This window comes from Ralstonia pickettii (assembly GCF_030582395.1).
GTDB classification, from domain to species: domain Bacteria; phylum Pseudomonadota; class Gammaproteobacteria; order Burkholderiales; family Burkholderiaceae; genus Ralstonia; species Ralstonia pickettii_D.
Map to the genome: position 1 here is coordinate 2,975,682 of NZ_CP104381.1, position 17,488 is coordinate 2,993,169.

General features: G+C 61.5%; 12 protein-coding genes, 4 tRNA genes and 1 rRNA gene. All 17 read right to left on the reverse strand.

What is annotated here, in order from left to right; genetic code table 11:
• Nucleotides 1-194: 194 nt before the first annotated feature.
• Nucleotides 195-4,424, reverse strand: a complete 4,230-nt coding sequence (rpoC, locus tag N5B55_RS14400; RefSeq protein ID WP_065859623.1) for a DNA-directed RNA polymerase subunit beta' — start codon at nt 4,422-4,424, stop codon at nt 195-197.
• A gap of 127 nt (nt 4,425-4,551) precedes the next feature.
• Entirely contained in the window at nt 4,552-8,658 is a 4,107-nt protein-coding gene (gene rpoB, locus N5B55_RS14405) for a DNA-directed RNA polymerase subunit beta (RefSeq protein WP_304538500.1), read from the reverse strand.
• A gap of 449 nt (nt 8,659-9,107) precedes the next feature.
• Entirely contained in the window at nt 9,108-9,482 is a 375-nt protein-coding gene (gene rplL, locus N5B55_RS14410; protein ID WP_004634456.1) for a 50S ribosomal protein L7/L12, read from the reverse strand.
• A 63-nt stretch (nt 9,483-9,545) separates the two neighbouring features.
• Nucleotides 9,546-10,052, reverse strand: coding sequence for a 50S ribosomal protein L10 (rplJ, locus tag N5B55_RS14415; protein ID WP_004634455.1), 507 nt, complete (start codon nt 10,050-10,052; stop codon nt 9,546-9,548).
• A gap of 376 nt (nt 10,053-10,428) precedes the next feature.
• On the reverse strand, nt 10,429-11,124 hold the full coding sequence (gene rplA / locus N5B55_RS14420) for a 50S ribosomal protein L1 (RefSeq protein WP_004634454.1): 696 nt from the start codon (nt 11,122-11,124) through the stop codon (nt 10,429-10,431).
• A 2-nt stretch (nt 11,125-11,126) separates the two neighbouring features.
• Nucleotides 11,127-11,558: a 50S ribosomal protein L11 gene (gene rplK / locus N5B55_RS14425; RefSeq protein WP_004634453.1), complete on the reverse strand. Its 432-nt coding sequence runs from the start codon at nt 11,556-11,558 to the stop codon at nt 11,127-11,129.
• A 177-nt stretch (nt 11,559-11,735) separates the two neighbouring features.
• Nucleotides 11,736-12,320 carry a transcription termination/antitermination protein NusG gene (gene nusG / locus N5B55_RS14430; protein WP_015855765.1) on the reverse strand — a complete coding sequence of 195 codons (585 nt, stop codon included), beginning with the start codon at nt 12,318-12,320 and terminating at the stop codon, nt 11,736-11,738.
• A gap of 12 nt (nt 12,321-12,332) precedes the next feature.
• Nucleotides 12,333-12,713, reverse strand: coding sequence for a preprotein translocase subunit SecE (gene secE, locus N5B55_RS14435; RefSeq protein ID WP_015855766.1), 381 nt, complete (start codon nt 12,711-12,713; stop codon nt 12,333-12,335).
• A gap of 59 nt (nt 12,714-12,772) precedes the next feature.
• Nucleotides 12,773-12,848, reverse strand: a tRNA-Trp gene (locus N5B55_RS14440).
• Between the two features lie 88 nt (nt 12,849-12,936).
• Nucleotides 12,937-14,127: an elongation factor Tu gene (gene tuf, locus N5B55_RS14445; protein ID WP_015855767.1), complete on the reverse strand. Its 1,191-nt coding sequence runs from the start codon at nt 14,125-14,127 to the stop codon at nt 12,937-12,939.
• Between the two features lie 43 nt (nt 14,128-14,170).
• Nucleotides 14,171-14,245, reverse strand: a tRNA-Thr gene (locus tag N5B55_RS14450).
• 19 nt (nt 14,246-14,264) lie between these two features.
• Nucleotides 14,265-14,338 (reverse strand) — tRNA-Gly (locus tag N5B55_RS14455).
• A 56-nt stretch (nt 14,339-14,394) separates the two neighbouring features.
• A tRNA-Tyr gene (locus tag N5B55_RS14460) sits at nt 14,395-14,480 on the reverse strand.
• 390 nt (nt 14,481-14,870) lie between these two features.
• Complete coding sequence (gene tnpC / locus N5B55_RS14465; RefSeq protein ID WP_009238807.1) at nt 14,871-16,400, reverse strand: IS66 family transposase; 1,530 nt, start codon at nt 16,398-16,400, stop codon at nt 14,871-14,873.
• A 62-nt stretch (nt 16,401-16,462) separates the two neighbouring features.
• Nucleotides 16,463-16,828, reverse strand: a complete 366-nt coding sequence (gene tnpB, locus N5B55_RS14470) for an IS66 family insertion sequence element accessory protein TnpB (RefSeq protein WP_306303472.1) — start codon at nt 16,826-16,828, stop codon at nt 16,463-16,465.
• Nucleotides 16,795-17,166 carry an IS66-like element accessory protein TnpA gene (gene tnpA / locus N5B55_RS14475; protein ID WP_004633552.1) on the reverse strand — a complete coding sequence of 124 codons (372 nt, stop codon included), beginning with the start codon at nt 17,164-17,166 and terminating at the stop codon, nt 16,795-16,797. Before tnpA ends, tnpB begins: the two co-directional genes overlap by 34 nt.
• A gap of 204 nt (nt 17,167-17,370) precedes the next feature.
• Nucleotides 17,371-17,483, reverse strand: a 5S ribosomal RNA gene (gene rrf / locus N5B55_RS14480).
• Between the last annotated feature and the right edge of the window lie 5 nt (nt 17,484-17,488).

Below are 17,488 nucleotides of genomic sequence, written 5' to 3' on the forward strand. Positions count from 1 at the left end.
GCAGATTGTAAAAAGTGCCGGTCTATAACCGGGAAATCATAGCGGTTGGCATGTTAAGGCGGGTTAACGTCTCAAGAAAATACGAACCCGACAGCACCAGTGTTGTTTGGCGTCTGCACACGGCGCCCAGCCAAAATGCGGGCAAAAAAAAGCCCGGCACGTGGCCGGGCTTTGATGGTGTTGCTGGCGTTCGCTTACGCGTCGCCTTCTTGCTGAACAGCAGGCGTTTCGAAGATCGAAGCGGCTTCTTCTTCGGCAATCGCTGCAGCGCGGTCGCGGTCGGCCACTTCCTTCGCCTTGCGGGCGCGGTGGTAGGCCAGGCCGGTACCGGCCGGGATCAGACGGCCCACGATGACGTTTTCCTTCAGACCACGCAGGTCGTCGACCTTGCCCATGATGGCGGCTTCGGTCAGCACGCGCGTGGTTTCCTGGAACGACGCCGCCGAGATGAAGCTGTCGGTCGACAACGATGCCTTCGTAATACCCAGCAGCAGGTTCTCGTAGGTCGCCGGACGCTTGCCCAGCGCGATCACCTTGTCGTTCTCGTCGAGCAGGTCCGAACGCTCCACCTGTTCACCCGGGATGAAGCGGGTGTCGCCGGTATCGACGATCTGCACACGGCGCAGCATCTGACGAACAATCACTTCGATGTGCTTGTCGTTGATCTTCACACCTTGCAGACGGTACACGTCCTGCACTTCGTCGACGATGTAGGTCGCCAGCTCTTCCACGCCCTTCAGACGCAGGATGTCGTGCGGGTCGGCCGGGCCTTCGACGATCATCTCGCCCTTGTTGACCACCTGGCCGTCGTGCACCAGCACCTGCTTTTCCTTGGCGATCAGGAACTCGTGGGCGTTGCCGTCGAGATCCGTAATCACCAGGCGCTGCTTGCCCTTGGTGTCCTTACCGAACGAAACCGTACCGGTGACTTCCGCCAGCACGGCGGCGTCCTTCGGCGAACGGGCTTCGAACAGCTCGGCCACACGCGGCAGACCACCGGTAATGTCACGCGTCTTCTGCGATTCGGTCGGGATACGTGCGAGCACTTCACCCACGTGCACCTGCTGACCGTCCTTCACGGTGATCAGCGCGCCCACCTGGAAGCCGATGGTCACGGAGTGGTCCGTGCCCGGGATCTTCACTTCGGCGCCCGACGAGTCGAGCAGCTTCACCTGCGGACGGATGCCCTTCGTGGCAGCGGTACGACGCTTCGCATCGATCACCACCAGCGTCGACAGACCGGTCACTTCGTCCATCTGCTTGGCGACGGTCACGCCTTCTTCGACGTTCTCGAACTTGATGGTGCCCGAGTACTCCGAAATGATCGGACGCGTCAGCGGATCCCACGTGGCGAGCTGCGTGCCGGCCTTGATGGACTGACCATCCTTGACCAGCAGCGTCGCGCCGTACGTGATCTTGTGGCGCTCACGCTCACGGCCGTGGTCGTCGGTGATCAGCGCTTCGCCCGAACGCGAGATGACGATCTGCTCGCCCTTCGCGTTGGTGACGTAACGCATGGTCGCCGTGAAACGCACGGTACCGGTTGCCTTCGCTTCCACGCTCGATGCCACTGCCGCACGCGATGCCGCACCACCGATGTGGAACGTACGCATCGTCAGCTGCGTGCCCGGCTCACCGATCGACTGCGCAGCGATCACACCCACTGCTTCGCCGGAGTTGACCAGCACACCGCGGCCGAGGTCGCGACCGTAGCACTTGGCGCACAGGCCGTAACGCGTGTCGCAGGACAGCGGCGTGCGGACCTTCACTTCGTCCACGCCGAGCGCGTCGATCAGGTCCACCATGTCTTCGTCGAGCAGCGTGCCGGCCTCGATCGCGGTTTCCTGCGTTTCGGGGTTCACCACGTCGTTGACGACCACGCGGCCCAGGATACGGTCGCGCAGGGCTTCGATCACTTCACCGCCTTCGACCAGGGCCTTCATGGCCACGCCGTTGGAGGTGCCGCAATCGTCTTCCACCACCACCAGATCCTGCGTCACGTCGACAAGACGACGCGTCAGGTAACCCGAGTTCGCGGTCTTCAGTGCCGTATCAGCCAGACCCTTACGTGCACCGTGGGTCGAGATGAAGTACTGCAGAACGTTCAGGCCTTCGCGGAAGTTTGCGGTAATCGGCGTCTCAATAATCGAGCCGTCAGGCTTGGCCATCAGGCCACGCATACCGGCGAGCTGACGGATCTGCGCCGCGGAACCCCGTGCGCCCGAGTCGGCCATCATGTAGATGGAGTTGAACGACTCTTGCTTGACGGTGTTGCCGTGGCGGTCGACCACGTCTTCGGTCTGAAGCTGCTCCATCATCGCCTTGCCCACCTGGTCGCCGGCGGCGCCCCAGATGTCCACGACGTTGTTGTAACGCTCCTGGTCCGTCACCAGACCCGACATGTACTGCTTGTCGTATTCCTTCACCTTGGCGGCTGCCTCGGAGATGATCTTCTCCTTGGCCGGCGGCACCAGCATGTCGTCGATGGCGATCGAGATACCGGCGCGCGTTGCCAGGCGGAAACCCGACTGCAGCAGCTTGTCAGCGAAGATCACGGTTTCGCGCAGACCGCACTTGCGGAATGCCGTGTTGATCAGGCGCGAAATTTCCTTCTTCTTCAGCGGCTTGTTCAGCACCGAGAACGGCAGACCCTTGGGCAGGATCTCAGACAGGATCGCGCGGCCGACCGTGGTCGATTGCAGCGTGATCTTCGGCGCGAAGCGGGCATCGCCGTCGGCTTCCGGGTTCACCAGCTCATACTCGGTGATCCGCACGTTCACACGCGAAGCCAGTTCGACTTCCTTGTTCTCGTAGGCGCGAATCACTTCCGAGATGTCAGCGAAGGTCATGCCCTCGCCCTTGCCGTTGATCTTGTCCCGGGTCGTGTAGTACAGACCCAGCACCACGTCTTGCGACGGCACGATCGACGGATCGCCGTTCGCCGGGAACAGCACGTTGTTCGACGCCAGCATCAGCGTGCGCGCTTCCATCTGCGCTTCTAGCGACAGCGGAACGTGAACAGCCATCTGGTCACCGTCGAAGTCGGCGTTGAACGCCGCGCAGACCAGCGGGTGCAGCTGGATGGCCTTGCCTTCGATCAGCACCGGCTCGAACGCCTGGATACCCAGGCGGTGCAGCGTCGGCGCACGGTTCAGCATCACCGGGTGTTCGCGGATCACCTCTTCGAGGATGTCCCACACCACCGGCGTCTGGCTTTCCACTTCCTTCTTCGCCGCCTTGATCGTGGTGGCGATGCCCATCGTTTCCAGCTTGTGGAAGATGAACGGCTTGAACAGCTCGAGCGCCATCAGCTTGGGCAGGCCGCACTGGTGCAGCTTCAGCGTCGGGCCCACCACGATGACCGAACGGCCCGAGTAGTCCACGCGCTTGCCCAGCAGGTTCTGACGGAAACGGCCGCCCTTACCCTTGATCATTTCAGCCAGCGACTTCAGCGGACGCTTGTTGGCGCCGGTCATCGCCTTGCCGCGACGGCCGTTGTCCAGCAGCGAATCCACTGCTTCCTGCAGCATGCGCTTTTCGTTGCGCACGATGATCTCCGGCGCCTTCAACTCGAGCAGACGCTTCAGACGGTTGTTCCGGTTGATCACGCGGCGATACAGATCGTTCAGGTCCGACGTGGCGAAACGGCCGCCGTCCAGCGGCACCAGCGGACGCAGCTCGGGCGGCAGCACCGGCAGCACTTCCAGGATCATCCAGTCCGGCTTGATGCCCGAACGCTGGAATGCCTCGAGCACCTTCAGGCGCTTGGCGAACTTCTTGATCTTGGCTTCCGAGCCCGTGGCCTGCAGCTCGGCGCGGATCGTCTCGATCTGCTTCTCGATGTCGATGCCGCGCAGCAGCTCGCGAATGCCTTCCGCGCCCATCATGGCGACGAATTCGCCTTCGCCGTACTCGTCGCACTTGGCCAAGTAGTCGTCTTCCGACATGATCTGGCTCTTCTTGAGCGCGGTCATGCCCGGCTCAACCACGACGAATGCTTCGAAGTACAGCACGCGCTCGATGTCGCGCAGCGTCATGTCGAGCACCATGCCCAGACGCGACGGCAGCGACTTCAGGAACCAGATGTGCGCGGTCGGCGCAGCCAGTTCAATGTGGCCCATGCGCTCACGGCGCACCTTGGCCAGCGTGACTTCAACGCCGCACTTCTCGCAGATCACGCCACGGTGCTTCAGGCGCTTGTACTTGCCGCACAGGCACTCGTAGTCCTTGATCGGGCCAAAGATCTTGGCGCAGAACAGGCCGTCACGCTCAGGCTTGAACGTACGGTAGTTGATGGTCTCGGGCTTCTTGACTTCGCCGAACGACCACGAACGGATTTTCTCAGGCGACGCGAGGCCGATCTTGATCGCGTCAAACTGCTCTTCTTGCTGTACCTGACGGAATAGGTCGAGCAATGCTTTCATTCCAAACTCCTTGAGTTTGAGGCTGGCGCCCTGGTGTGACCCAAAGGCGCCGGCCCTAAATCTTCGTCAATGGCTGCTGTTACCAGGGCATGGCGATGTTGCCGCCACGCCCTCACCGCATCGGCGCTTAGTTGCGCTCGAGGTCGATGTCGATACCCAGCGAGCGGATTTCCTTCACCAGCACGTTGAACGATTCCGGCATGCCGGCATCGATCGAGTGCTCGCCCTTGACGATGTTCTCGTACACCTTGGTCCGGCCGTTCACGTCATCCGACTTCACGGTCAGCATTTCCTGCAGCACGTAGGATGCGCCGTACGCTTCGAGTGCCCACACTTCCATTTCACCGAAACGCTGGCCACCGAACTGGGCCTTACCGCCCAGCGGCTGCTGCGTCACCAGCGAGTACGGACCGGTCGAACGCGCGTGCATCTTGTCGTCGACCAAGTGGTGCAGCTTCAGCATGTGCATCACGCCCAGCGTGACCGGACGCTCGAAGGCTTCACCGGTGCGGCCGTCGAACAGCGTGACCTGCTGCTTGGAAGCGGTCAGGCCCTTCTCCTTCGCGATGTCTTCCGGATAGGCGAGGTCCAGCATGCGGCGGATTTCATCCTCATGCGCACCGTCGAACACCGGCGTCGCGAACGGCACGCCCTTCTTCAGGTTCTCGGCCAGTTCCAGGATTTCAGCGTCGGACAGGCTGTCCAGATCTTCAACCTTGCCGCTTTCGTTGTAGATCTGTTCCAGCAGCTTGCGGATCTCGGCCGCCTTGGCTTGCGCCTTGAGCATGTTGCCGATGCGTTCACCCAGACCGCGCGCGGCCCAACCCAGGTGGGTTTCGAGAATCTGACCCACGTTCATCCGCGAAGGCACGCCCAGCGGGTTCAGCACGATGTCAGCAGGTGTGCCGTCGGCCATGTAGGGCATGTCTTCGATCGGGGTGATCTTCGACACAACACCCTTGTTACCGTGACGGCCGGCCATCTTGTCACCAGGCTGCAGGCGACGCTTCACGGCCAGATACACCTTGACCATCTTGATCACGCCCGGCGGCAGTTCGTCGCCTTGCGTGAGCTTCTTGCGCTTCTCTTCGAACGCGAGGTCGAAGTCGTGGCGCTTCTGCTCGATGGCGACCTTCACGGCTTCCAGTTGCAGCGCAACTTCGTCTTCCGCCGGGCGGATGTCGAACCAGTGCCACTTGTCCAGATCGGCCAGGTATTCCTTGCTGAGCGCGGTGCCCTTGGCCAGCTTCTTCGGGCCGCCGTTGGCAACCTTGCCCACCAGCAGACGCTCCAGACGCTGGAAGGCATCGCCTTCCACGATACGCAGCTGGTCGTTCAGGTCCAGGCGGTAGCGCTTCAGTTCTTCGTCGATGATCGACTGGGCGCGCTTGTCACGCACCACGCCTTCACGCGTGAAGACCTGCACGTCGATCACGGTACCGCTCATGCCCGACGGCACGCGCAGCGAGGTGTCCTTCACGTCGGACGCCTTCTCACCGAAGATCGCACGCAGCAGCTTCTCTTCCGGCGTCAGCTGGGTCTCGCCCTTGGGCGTAACCTTGCCGACCAGCACGTCGCCGGCTTCCACTTCCGCGCCGATGTACGTGATGCCCGACTCGTCCAAGCGAGCCAGTTGGGCTTCGGCCAGGTTCGAGATGTCGCGCGTGATTTCTTCCGGTCCGAGCTTGGTGTCGCGGGCAACGACCGACAGTTCCTCGATGTGGATCGAGGTGTAGCGGTCCTCAGCCACGACGCGCTCCGAGATCAGGATCGAATCTTCGAAGTTGTAGCCGTTCCAGGGCATGAACGCGACCAGCATGTTCTGGCCGAGCGCCAGCTCGCCCATGTCGGTCGAGGCACCGTCAGCAATCACGTCGCCGCGGGCAACGATGTCGCCCACCTTGACCATCGGACGCTGGTTGATGTTCGTGTTCTGGTTCGAACGCGTGTACTTGATCAGGTTGTAGATGTCCACGCCGACTTCACCGGCCACGGCTTCGTCGTCGTTCACGCGGATCACCACGCGGTTCGCGTCAACATAGTCGACCACGCCGCCACGGGTTGCCTGCACGGCGGTACCCGAGTCCACCGCCACGGTGCGCTCGACGCCCGTACCCACGAGCGGCTTGTCCGCACGCAGGCAAGGCACGGCCTGACGCTGCATGTTCGCGCCCATCAGTGCACGGTTTGCATCATCGTGCTCGAGGAACGGCACCAGCGAAGCTGCAGCCGACACGATCTGCGACGGTGCCACGTCGATGTACTGCACGCGGTCCGGCGTGACCATACGGGTTTCACGCTCGCTGCCTTCGCGCGCGGAAACCAGTTCGTCGATCAGGTTACCGTCTTTGTCGAGCGTCGCGTTGGCCTGCGCCACCACGTACTTGCCTTCCTCGATGGCCGACAGGTAATCCACCTGGTCGGTCAGCTTGCCGTTTTCAACCTTGCGGTACGGCGTTTCGAGGAAGCCGTAGTCGTTCAGCTGTGCGTACAGCGCCAGCGAGTTGATCAGACCAATGTTCGGACCTTCCGGCGTTTCGATCGGGCACACGCGGCCATAGTGGGTCGGGTGCACGTCACGGACTTCAAAGCCCGCACGCTCGCGCGTCAGACCGCCCGGGCCCAGTGCCGAAATACGACGCTTGTGCGTGACTTCCGACAGCGGGTTGGTCTGGTCCATGAACTGCGACAGCTGCGACGAACCGAAGAACTCGCGAATCGCCGACGAAATCGGCTTCGAGTTGATCAGGTCGTGCGGCATCAGGTTTTCCGTCTCGGCCTGACCCAGACGTTCCTTCACGGCACGCTCAACGCGCGACAGACCAGCGCGGAACTGGTTTTCCGCCAGTTCGCCGACGCAACGCACACGACGGTTGCCGAGGTGGTCGATATCGTCCACTTCGCCCTTGCCGTTACGCAGGTTCACCAGCAGCTTGATCGTGTCGAGGATGTCCTCGTCGGTCAGCACCATCGGGCCGGTACCGGTCGAGCGGTTCAGGCGGCTGTTGACCTTCATGCGGCCAACGCGCGACAGGTCGTACGAGTCTTCGCTGTAGAACAGACGTTGGAACAGCGCTTCGACGGCGTCTTCGGTCGGCGGCTCGCCCGGGCGCATCATGCGATAGATCGCGATACGCGCGGCGGTCTGGTCGGCCGTGTCGTCCGTGCGCAGCGTCGCGGACATGTACGGACCCTGATCCAGGTCGTTCGTGTACAGCGTCTGGATTTCCTTCACGCCGGCGTCACGCAGCTTCTCGAGCACGCCTTCGGTCAGTTCGTCGTTGGCGTTGGCCAGGACTTCACCGGTGTCCGGATCGACGATGTTCTTCGCCAGCACACGGCCCAGCAGGTAGTCTTCCGGCACGCTGATCAGCTTGGTGCCCGCGGAATCCAGGTCGCGGATGTGCTTGGCGTTGATGCGCTTGTCCTTCTCGACCACGACCTTGCCGTTCTTGTCGGAAATGTCGAAGCGAGCGACTTCACCGCGCAGACGCTCGGGCACGAATTCCATCAGTGCGCCTTCGGTCTTCAGCGTGAAGTTATCGAACACAAAGAAGTGCGCCAGGATCTGTTCCGGCGTCAGGCCAATCGACTTCAGCAGGATCGTCACCGGCATCTTGCGGCGGCGGTCGACGCGGAAGTACAGGATGTCCTTCGGGTCGAATTCGAAATCGAGCCACGAGCCGCGGTACGGAATGATCCGCGCCGAGAACAGCAGCTTGCCCGAGCTGTGCGTCTTGCCCTTGTCGTGCTCGAAGAACACGCCCGGCGAACGATGCAGCTGGGACACGATCACACGTTCCGTCCCGTTGATCACGAACGAACCGGTGGAGGTCATGAGCGGAATTTCGCCCATGTAAACTTCCTGCTCCTTGATCTCCTTGACCTTGGTGGGATTCTCGCGGTCGTTGATGATCAAGCGCACTTTTGCGCGCAGCGCCGAGTGGAAGGTCAGACCACGCTGTTGACATTCCTTGACGTCAAACGGCGGGTTGGACAGGTGGTACGACACGAACTCCATGCGTGCCAGACCATTGTGCGACACGATGGGGAAAATGGCGTTGAACGCCGCTTGCAAACCTTCGCTCTTGCGTTGTGCAACAGGAGTGTTCTCCTGCAAGAACTGGGCATACGATTGAATCTGGGTGGCAAGCAGGAAGGGAACCTGATGAACCGTTGCGCGTTTCGCGAAACTCTTGCGAATACGCTTTTTCTCGGTAAAGCTGTACGCCATGGGATCTCCGAATCATCGCAAGTGCGCGCGACGGACTTAAGGCGATAAGGCACGCCTGACACTTGAGGTGTTCAGCGACTGGTGACGGGATTTGGCGGTTGGCCGCTACCAACCTCTGGCTGACGGTACTGCGCGCGCCGTTCGCACATGGGCCCATGGAGCCCATGCTACGGACGGGGGAGTACCCGACCAAACTTGCCTTCTGCAGTCGGTTCAGAAGACAAACATCAGCGGACTGCGAACTGCCTAGTGTGCCACTGATGTTTGGCCTCTGCTGGCCTTGTCTGGGCCGGCTGCCGGAAAACCCGGCGAAGAGACTTCAACGATACTTACAGCGTGATTGCGGGATCGCTCAACAACTGGCCCCACAAGCGCAAAAAGGCTGGCGCCGGGAAAACTCCCTTTGCCAGCCTCCATCGCGTACCGGATACGGCACGCGAGACCTGCACTTACTTGGCTTCGGCTTCCGCGCCGGCTTCCACCAGCTTCTTCACCAGCTCGTCGGCGGTCTTCTTGTCAACGCCTTCCTTCACGGGCTTCGGTGCGCCATCGACCAGGTCCTTGGCTTCCTTCAGGCCCAGACCAGTGATTTCACGCACGGCCTTGATGACGCCAACCTTGTTCGCGCCGGCGCTCTTCAGCGTCACGGTGAATTCGGTTTGCTCTTCAGCGGCAGCAGCGCCACCAGCAGCAGCCGGACCGGCCACGGCCACGGCAGCAGCCGACACGCCAAACTTCTCTTCGAACGCCTTGACCAGGTCGTTCAGTTCCATCACGGACATCGCGCCAACGGCTTCCAGGATGTCGTCTTTGGTGATTGCCATTTGAATAACTCCAGAATGTGATTCGGTATCGATCGTGCGATCTGTAAGCGGTGGAGCAGCCTATTAGGCCGCTGCAGCCTCGCCTTCGCCTTGCTTGGCAGCCAGGGCACCCAGGGCGCGGGCAAAGCCCGACACCGGAGCCTGCATGACGAACAGCAGCTTGCTGAGCAGTTCTTCGCGGCTCGGAATCGTTGCCAGCGCCTTTACGGCGTCGACGTCGAGAACCTTGCCATCGTACGAACCGGCGCGCAGCACCAGCTTGTCATTGCCTTTGGCGAAATCGTTCAGCACCTTGGCCGGGGCCACTGCGTCTTCGGAAATACCGTAGATCAGCGGGCCAGTCAGTTGCTCGGCGAGTTCGGCAAACGGCGTGCCTTCAACAGCGCGGCGTGCCAGCGTGTTCTTCAGAACGCGCAGGTAAACGCCTTGCTGGCGCGCTTGCGCGCGCAGCTTGGTCAGATCGCCAACCGTGATACCGCGATATTCAGCAACGACGATGGTCGAGGCCTTGGCGACTTGCGCCGTTACCTCGGCCACGACGGCCTTCTTATCTTCGAGATTGAGTGCCACGGTTAAGCTCCAAAACGACTTCGGCTTGCGCAATCGCTGCGGTCACCTCGGTCAGTCCAAAAGTACGGCGTCCGATTGGCACAAATCACTTCGGCAATACCAAAGTCACTCATTCCCTTCGGGGGCGCCATCTGCGTTGGCTGAGCATCGGCTCCGTTTCCGGAATCGGCTGCGATTAAGGTGTTGGCTCCAAGGAGCCCTTCACCGCCAACGGTCTTTGATAACCAGCGGCGTCGGCCTGCTTGCGCAAACGTCTACCACTGCCCAAAGTCTTGTCCCTTAAGCTTCCAGGGTCCGCGTGACCGGGGCCACGCGAGAGAAAACTGCTAACACCAGGATGGTTATCGGGCCGCCCGGTGCGAAAGATCGACAGCGATCAGGCAGCCAGGGTTGCCTGGTCAACACGCACGCCCACGCCCATCGTCGACGAGACGGCGACCTTGCGCAGGTACACGCCCTTGCTCGACGCCGGCTTGGCCTTGGTCAGAGCGTCCAGCAATGCAGCCAGGTTGCTCTTCAATGCTGCCGGCTCGAACGAGCGGCGGCCGATGGTGGCGTGGATGATACCGGCCTTGTCGACACGGAATTGCACCTGACCCGCCTTGGCGTTCTTCACAGCCGTGGCAACGTCCGGCGTCACGGTGCCGACCTTCGGGTTCGGCATCAGGCCGCGCGGGCCCAGGATCTGACCCAGCGTACCGACCACGCGCATCGTGTCCGGCGAGGCGATCACGACGTCGAAGTCCATCTTGCCAGCCTTGATCTGCTCGGCGAGGTCTTCCATGCCGACGATCTCAGCGCCAGCAGCCTTGGCTTGCTCGGCCTTGTCGCCTTGTGCGAACACAGCCACGCGCACCGACTTGCCGGTACCCGCAGGCAACACCACCGAACCACGAACCACTTGGTCCGACTTCTTCGCATCGATGCCCAGTTGCACAGCCACATCGATGGACTCATCGAACTTGGCGCTGGCGCATTCCTTAACGAGGCTCAGTGCTTCGTCGATAGGGTAGAACTTGGTACGTTCGACCTTGGCCTTGTTCGCGGCCGCACGCTTCGAAATCTTTGCCATGATTACAGGCCCTCCACCGTGATACCCATCGAACGGGCGCTACCGGCGATCGTACGCACGGCGGCGTCCAGATCAGCTGCGGTAAGGTCAGCGTTCTTCGCCTTGGCGATTTCCTCTGCCTGAGCGCGGGTGATCTTGCCAACCTTGTCGGTATGCGGCTTGGCGGAACCCTTCTGGATACCGGCAGCCTTCTTGATGAGCACAGTCGCGGGCGGCGACTTCATCACGAAGGTGAAGCTCTTGTCGGCGAAGGCGGTGATCACCACCGGCACCGGCAAGCCCGGTTCCATACCTTGAGTCTGCGCGTTGAACGCCTTGCAGAACTCCATGATGTTCAGACCGCGCTGACCCAGGGCCGGGCCGACGGGCGGGGACGGATTTGCTTTACCAGCCGGAATTTGCAGCTTGATAAAGCCAATAATCTTCTTGGCCATCTTGACTCCAATCCGGATTGCCTAGCTCAGAAAACAATGGCAATCCTGTTGAGTGGTAACGCACCGGCGCAAGGCCGACGCTCCTCTGTTGGCGCAGGCGGCTTCGCCACCGTTGCCCGTCAGGTCCAGTGGACCGGACGACTAGTGCAGTGGCTTGCGCCACCACACCGAATTTTTTTAAACCTTCTCGACCTGGCCGAACTCGAGTTCGACCGGTGTCGCACGCCCAAAGATCGTCACGGAAACGCGCAGGCGCGATTTCTCGTAGTTCACTTCCTCGACGTTGCCGTTGAAGTCGGTGAACGGGCCTTCCTTCACGCGCACCATTTCGCCCACTTCGAACAGCGTCTTGGGACGCGGCTTTTCGACCCCTTCCTGGATCTGGGCCATGATCTTGTCGACTTCGCTCTTGGAAATCGGCGAGGGGCGATTGCCCGTACCACCAATGAAACCGGTCACCTTGGAAGTGTTTTTCACCAAGTGCCAAGTCTCGTCGGTCATTTCCATTTCGACAAAAACATAGCCAGGGAACAGGCGACGCTCAGTCACGGTCTTGCGGCCGCTCTTGCTTTCCATCACCTCTTCCGACGGCACCAGAATCTGGCCGAACAGATGTTGCAGGCCTTCGCGCTCGATGCGCTCCTGCAGCGCGCGTTGCACGCTTTTTTCCATGCCCGAATAGGCATGCACGACATACCAGCGCTTCTTGGAGGCCGGTGCGGACGAATCCGTGGACGTGTCGTTCACTACGTTATCCGTCATGGCTTCACCCGATTATTTCCAGCCCAACACGAGCGAGAAGATCACCCACTCGATGAGCTTGTCCGCAGACCACAGGAACAAGGCCATGATCACGACGAACGCAAACACCAGACCGGTCATCTGCCCGGCTTCCTTGCGCGTCGGCCACACCACCTTGCGAACTTCGCGGTAAGACTCACGCGCGAACTCGATGAAGCCTTGCCCAGGTGCGGACACCAGCGCAACGCCCGCGCCCAGCACCAGCCCGCCAATCAGCGAGGCAGCACGGACATAGCTTGGCTGTTGTGCCAGCAGGTAAAAACCGATCACCCCAGCAACTAGCAGCAGGAACGCCAAGACCAGCAGCCACTTGCCGCTGGCGGTGTTGACGGTTTCGACGTTCGGATTGGCCATGTTTCCCAAACGAGACTAAGCCGCGTGGCGCGTTTTCCTGCGCGACGCGGCTGATGAATTGGCAGGGGCAGAGGGAATCGAACCCCCAACCTTCGGTTTTGGAGACCGACGCTCTGCCAGTTGAGCTATACCCCTAAAACAGCTTTGGGGTTGCCATTCGGTCAACCCCACTCTGGCACTTCACGTGCGGCCGGTTGGCAGCCGCACGGAAGAGTTACAGCACTTACTCGATGATCTTAGCGACGACGCCAGCACCGACGGTACGACCACCTTCACGGATTGCGAAGCGCAGGCCTTCTTCCATGGCGATCGGGGCGATCAGCTTGACGGTGATGGACACGTTGTCGCCCGGCATGACCATTTCCTTGTCGGCCGGCAGCTCGATCGAGCCGGTCACGTCCGTCGTACGGAAGTAGAACTGCGGACGGTAGTTGTTGAAGAACGGCGTGTGACGGCCGCCTTCGTCCTTCGACAGGATGTAGACCTCGCCCGTGAAGTGCGTGTGCGGCTTGATCGAACCCGGCTTGCACAGCACTTGGCCGCGCTCGACGTCTTCGCGCTTCGTGCCGCGCAGCAGAATACCGACGTTGTCGCCTGCTTGACCCTGGTCCAGCAGCTTGCGGAACATTTCCACGCCCGTGCAGGTGGTCTTTTGCGTGGCCTTGATACCGACGATCTCAAGTTCTTCGCCGACCTTGACCACACCGCGCTCGATACGGCCGGTCACCACGGTGCCGCGACCCGAGATCGAGAACACGTCTTCCACCGGCATCAGGAACGTGCCGTCAACAGCGCGCTCCGGCGTCGGGATGTAGGTGTCCAGTGCGTCGGCCAGGTTCATGATGGCCACTTCGCCCAGTTCGCCCTTGTCGCCTTCCAGCGCCAGCTTGGCCGAACCCTTGACGATCGGGGTGTCGTCGCCCGGGAAGTCGTACTTCGACAGAAGTTCGCGCACTTCCATCTCGACCAGTTCCAGCAACTCAGCGTCGTCCACCATGTCGCACTTGTTCAGGAACACGACGATGTACGGCACGCCAACCTGACGGGCCAGCAGGATGTGCTCACGCGTTTGCGGCATCGGGCCGTCAGCGGCCGAGCACACCAGGATGGCGCCGTCCATCTGGGCAGCACCGGTAATCATGTTCTTGACGTAGTCGGCGTGGCCCGGGCAGTCAACGTGCGCGTAGTGGCGGTTGGCCGTTTCGTACTCAACGTGCGCGGTGTTGATCGTAATGCCGCGTGCCTTTTCTTCCGGCGCCGCGTCGATCTGGTCGTATGCCTTGGCGGCACCACCAAACTTGGTCGCCAGCACGGTCGTGATCGCCGCGGTCAGCGTCGTCTTGCCGTGGTCAACGTGACCAATCGTACCAACGTTCACGTGCGGCTTGGTCCGCTCGAACTTTTCCTTTGCCATGTCGCGACTCCTGTCTCGGTAGCGATTTGCGTTGGTGGATGCGTGGTGCCCATGGGCAGGATCGAACTGCCGACCTCTCCCTTACCAAGGGAGTGCTCTACCACTGAGCCACATGGGCAAAACTTGCTAACAGTGAATGGAGCGGGTGAAGGGAATCGAACCCTCGTCGTAAGCTTGGAAGGCTTCTGCTCTACCATTGAGCTACACCCGCCCGGGTTACTACTTCCCTTGCCGCCCGGCCTTGCGACCGAACTCACTGCTTAATTCTGGTGGAGAGGGTTGGATTCGAACCAACGTAGGCGTAAGCCAACAGATTTACAGTCTGCCCCCTTTAGCCACTCGGGCACCTCTCCGAAGAGAACTTGCGATTATGGGACCATCAGGCCACCCTGTCAAGCGCTGCTTGATGAAATCGCGAGATTTCGAGCATTGATGCTCTCATCCTTATATGGCGCAATGCTTGCAGAGATCGGAGTCGCTACGAGAACAGTCCGCCAAGCGCGCGGCGCCCTGAAGAGCCGCAGATCGCTCCGCAACGTCATGGAATATGCGCAGCAATCTAGCGAAGCAGGTCCTGGCACAGAGCGACTCGCAGACCGCGCGGTCGCATTTGCGCGTCGCGCAGCAAGACGGCCGTGGCCAACCGCTCTTTGGGGCGCGGGGCTCAAACAGACATACGAACCGATTGAGCAACGGAGGCTCGTTCCACGCAGCGTAAGCACCCGGTGAACCCGTCTTGCCAGCTAGGTGGCGCTGGGCGTCCAGCGATGCGGGAGCAGTTCGGCGATGTCGGCCGCCTTGTGGGTCGGCAGTCGCGTGAGGACGTCTTTCAGATAGGCGTAGGGATCGTGCCCGTTGAGCTTGGCCGATTGGATCAGGCTCATGACGGCAGCCGCGCGTTGACCGGCGCGCAGTGAGCCTGCAAACAACCAATTGGAGCGACCCAGGGCAACCGGCCGGATCTGTCGCTCGACGTGGTTGTTGTCGATGGGCACCGTCGGGTCGTCGAGGTAACGCACGAGAGCCGGCCACCGCTTGAGGCTGTAGTCAATGGCCCGCGCGATCGCCGAGCCGTCTGGGACGCGGCGTCGCTGTTCCTCGAGCCAGGCGTGCAGCCGCTCTAGAATCGGGCCAGCCCTTTGTTGCCGCGCTGCCAGGCGCTGGTCTGGCTCAGCATCCCGCACTTGCGCCTCGATCTCGTACAAGCTCACCATGTAGCGCAGTGCCTGGCCCGCCAATTCGCTCTTGTGCTTGTCGTGCAGTTCAAAGAACTTGCGCCGCGAATGGGCCATGCAACCGATCTCAGTGACGCCACCGTCGAAGCTGGCCTTGTAGCCGGCGAAGTCATCACATACCAGCTTGCCTTGCCACTGCCCCAGGAACGCGCGAGCGTGCTCGCCGCTGCGGCTGGGCGCAAACTGGTAAATCACCGCGCGCATCTTCTCGAACTCGCTCGGCGCATAGGCCCACAGGTAGGCGCGGTGCGTCTTGCCATTGCCGGGCGCGAGCATCTGCACTGGCGTTTCGTCGGCGTGCAGAACACCGTGGCTCAGAACCTCTTCTTGCAGGGCGTCCACCAGCGGTTGCAGACGCACGCCACAGATGCCCACCCACGCGCCCAGTGTCGATTGCGGGATGGCCAGACCGGCGCGCGCATAGATGCGCTCCTGCCGATACAGGGGAAGGTGGTCGCCGAACTTGGACACCAGCGTATGTGCCAGCAGTCCGGCCGTCGGGATGCCTTTGTCGATGACGTGGGGTGGCACCGGCGTCTGCACCAGCGTCTCACACTGATCGCACACCCATTTGCCGCGGATGTGACGCTCCACGGTGAACGTGCCCGGCGTGTAGTCCAGCTTCTCGCTGATGTCTTCGCCAATGCGCTTGAGCGCACACCCACAGGTGCAGGTCTCTGCGTCCGGCTCGTGGTGGATGTCGGTGCGCGGCAACTGCGGCGGCAATGCCTGGCGCTTGGGCTTGCTCTTGGCTTCAGATTTGGACGACGGCAGGAGCGCTTCCAGTTCGGTCTCAATCGCCTCGAGGTCTGCGTCAATGGCTTCGTCCAGCAGACTCGCCTGTTCAGATGTCAGTTGCTCGCTGCGCTTGCCGAACTTCCAGCGCTTGTGGATGGCCAGCTCGTGTGTGAGCTGGTCGATCTTGGCTTGCCGGTACCGCAACTCCCGGTCCTTCTCGCCGACCTGGGCCATCAACTGCGCAGCCAGTGTGCGCAGTTCGTCCGGGCTCAGGGCATCGAGGTTGGTGGGTAGGTTCATGCGGCGAGTCTGCCAGAACCCCAAGTCCTCTGGAAGGAAGCCAGTTTACGGCTTTGGGGGTATTACACGACCGTGATCGCGTGGTCGTGGGTGAGCGTCTGCCAAGGCAGCCCCGTCACCAGCGCACGCAATTGCTCGGGATTGAGCGCCGTGGCGATCGCCTGGTCGCCGTTCGTCCAGATGAAGCGCCCCTTGTTGAGGCGCCGCGCGGCCAGCCAGATGCCGAAGCCGTCGTAGACCAGCACCTTCATGCGCGTCGAACTCTTATTGGCAAACAGGTAGGCGTGGTGGGGGCGTGCCGCGCCGAACACCTTGACGACCCGCGCGAGGATCGTTTCGGTACCGGCGCGCATGTCCAGCGGCTCCACGGCCAACCAGATCGCGTCCACCCGAATCAACGCAACCACCCTTGCAGCCACTGGGCGCACTGCGCTGCGGCCGATCCCGGCCAGCGAAGACTGATCGTCGTCGCGCCACGGCGGACTTCGATCTGGATGTCCGGCACGGCAGTGGTCGGCTCGCCGATCCGCAACGGGATGAACTCGCCTTGCGGCACCCTCATCAACTCGCGGTCCTCAGGCGCGCCATTCTTTGCTTCCTGCTCGGCGACCCAGCGCCGCAGCAGATTCGCATTGAGGCGATGGTGCAGGGCTATCGCCGCGATCGAAACACCCGGCTGCATGCACTCCTGCACTGCCTTGGCCTTGAACTCGGCGCTATGCCGACGTCGGCGCCGTATTGGCGCGCTCTCTTCGATAGTGTCCACGTGTCCACCTAGAACTAGATGGACACGATGCTCCTTGCTACGCGGGTCCCCTTCAAGACGGGTTCACCGGGTGCTTACCACGCAGCAATGAGCCGATCTGGTTCACCGGACCAAGATGTGCCAGGAGAAGCCGGGTATCGAAGCTGAGCGCGCAAAGACAAACACCCCAGCGCAAAGATTGAGCTGGGGTGTTGTATGGGGAGAGCCTGGCGATGACCTACTTTCACACGGGAATCCGCACTATCATCGGCGCGGAGTCGTTTCACGGTCCTGTTCGGGATGGGAAGGGGTGGTACCGACTCGCTATGGTCACCAGGCTATG

Bases quoted from the DNA above. Each gene is read 5' to 3' on its own strand.
- rpoC (WP_065859623.1), bottom strand. From the start codon at position 4,424: ATGAAAGCATTGCTCGACCTATTCCGTCAGGTACAGCAAGAAGAGCAG.
- rpoB (WP_304538500.1), bottom strand. From the start codon at position 8,658: ATGGCGTACAGCTTTACCGAGAAAAAGCGTATTCGCAAGAGTTTCGCG.
- rplL (WP_004634456.1), bottom strand. From the start codon at position 9,482: ATGGCAATCACCAAAGACGACATCCTGGAAGCCGTTGGCGCGATGTCC.
- rplA (WP_004634454.1), bottom strand. From the start codon at position 11,124: ATGGCAAAGATTTCGAAGCGTGCGGCCGCGAACAAGGCCAAGGTCGAA.
- rplK (WP_004634453.1), bottom strand. From the start codon at position 11,558: ATGGCCAAGAAGATTATTGGCTTTATCAAGCTGCAAATTCCGGCTGGT.
- nusG (WP_015855765.1), bottom strand. From the start codon at position 12,320: ATGACGGATAACGTAGTGAACGACACGTCCACGGATTCGTCCGCACCG.
- secE (WP_015855766.1), bottom strand. From the start codon at position 12,713: ATGGCCAATCCGAACGTCGAAACCGTCAACACCGCCAGCGGCAAGTGG.
- tuf (WP_015855767.1), bottom strand. From the start codon at position 14,127: ATGGCAAAGGAAAAGTTCGAGCGGACCAAGCCGCACGTGAACGTTGGT.
- tnpC (WP_009238807.1), bottom strand. From the start codon at position 16,400: ATGAACCTACCCACCAACCTCGATGCCCTGAGCCCGGACGAACTGCGC.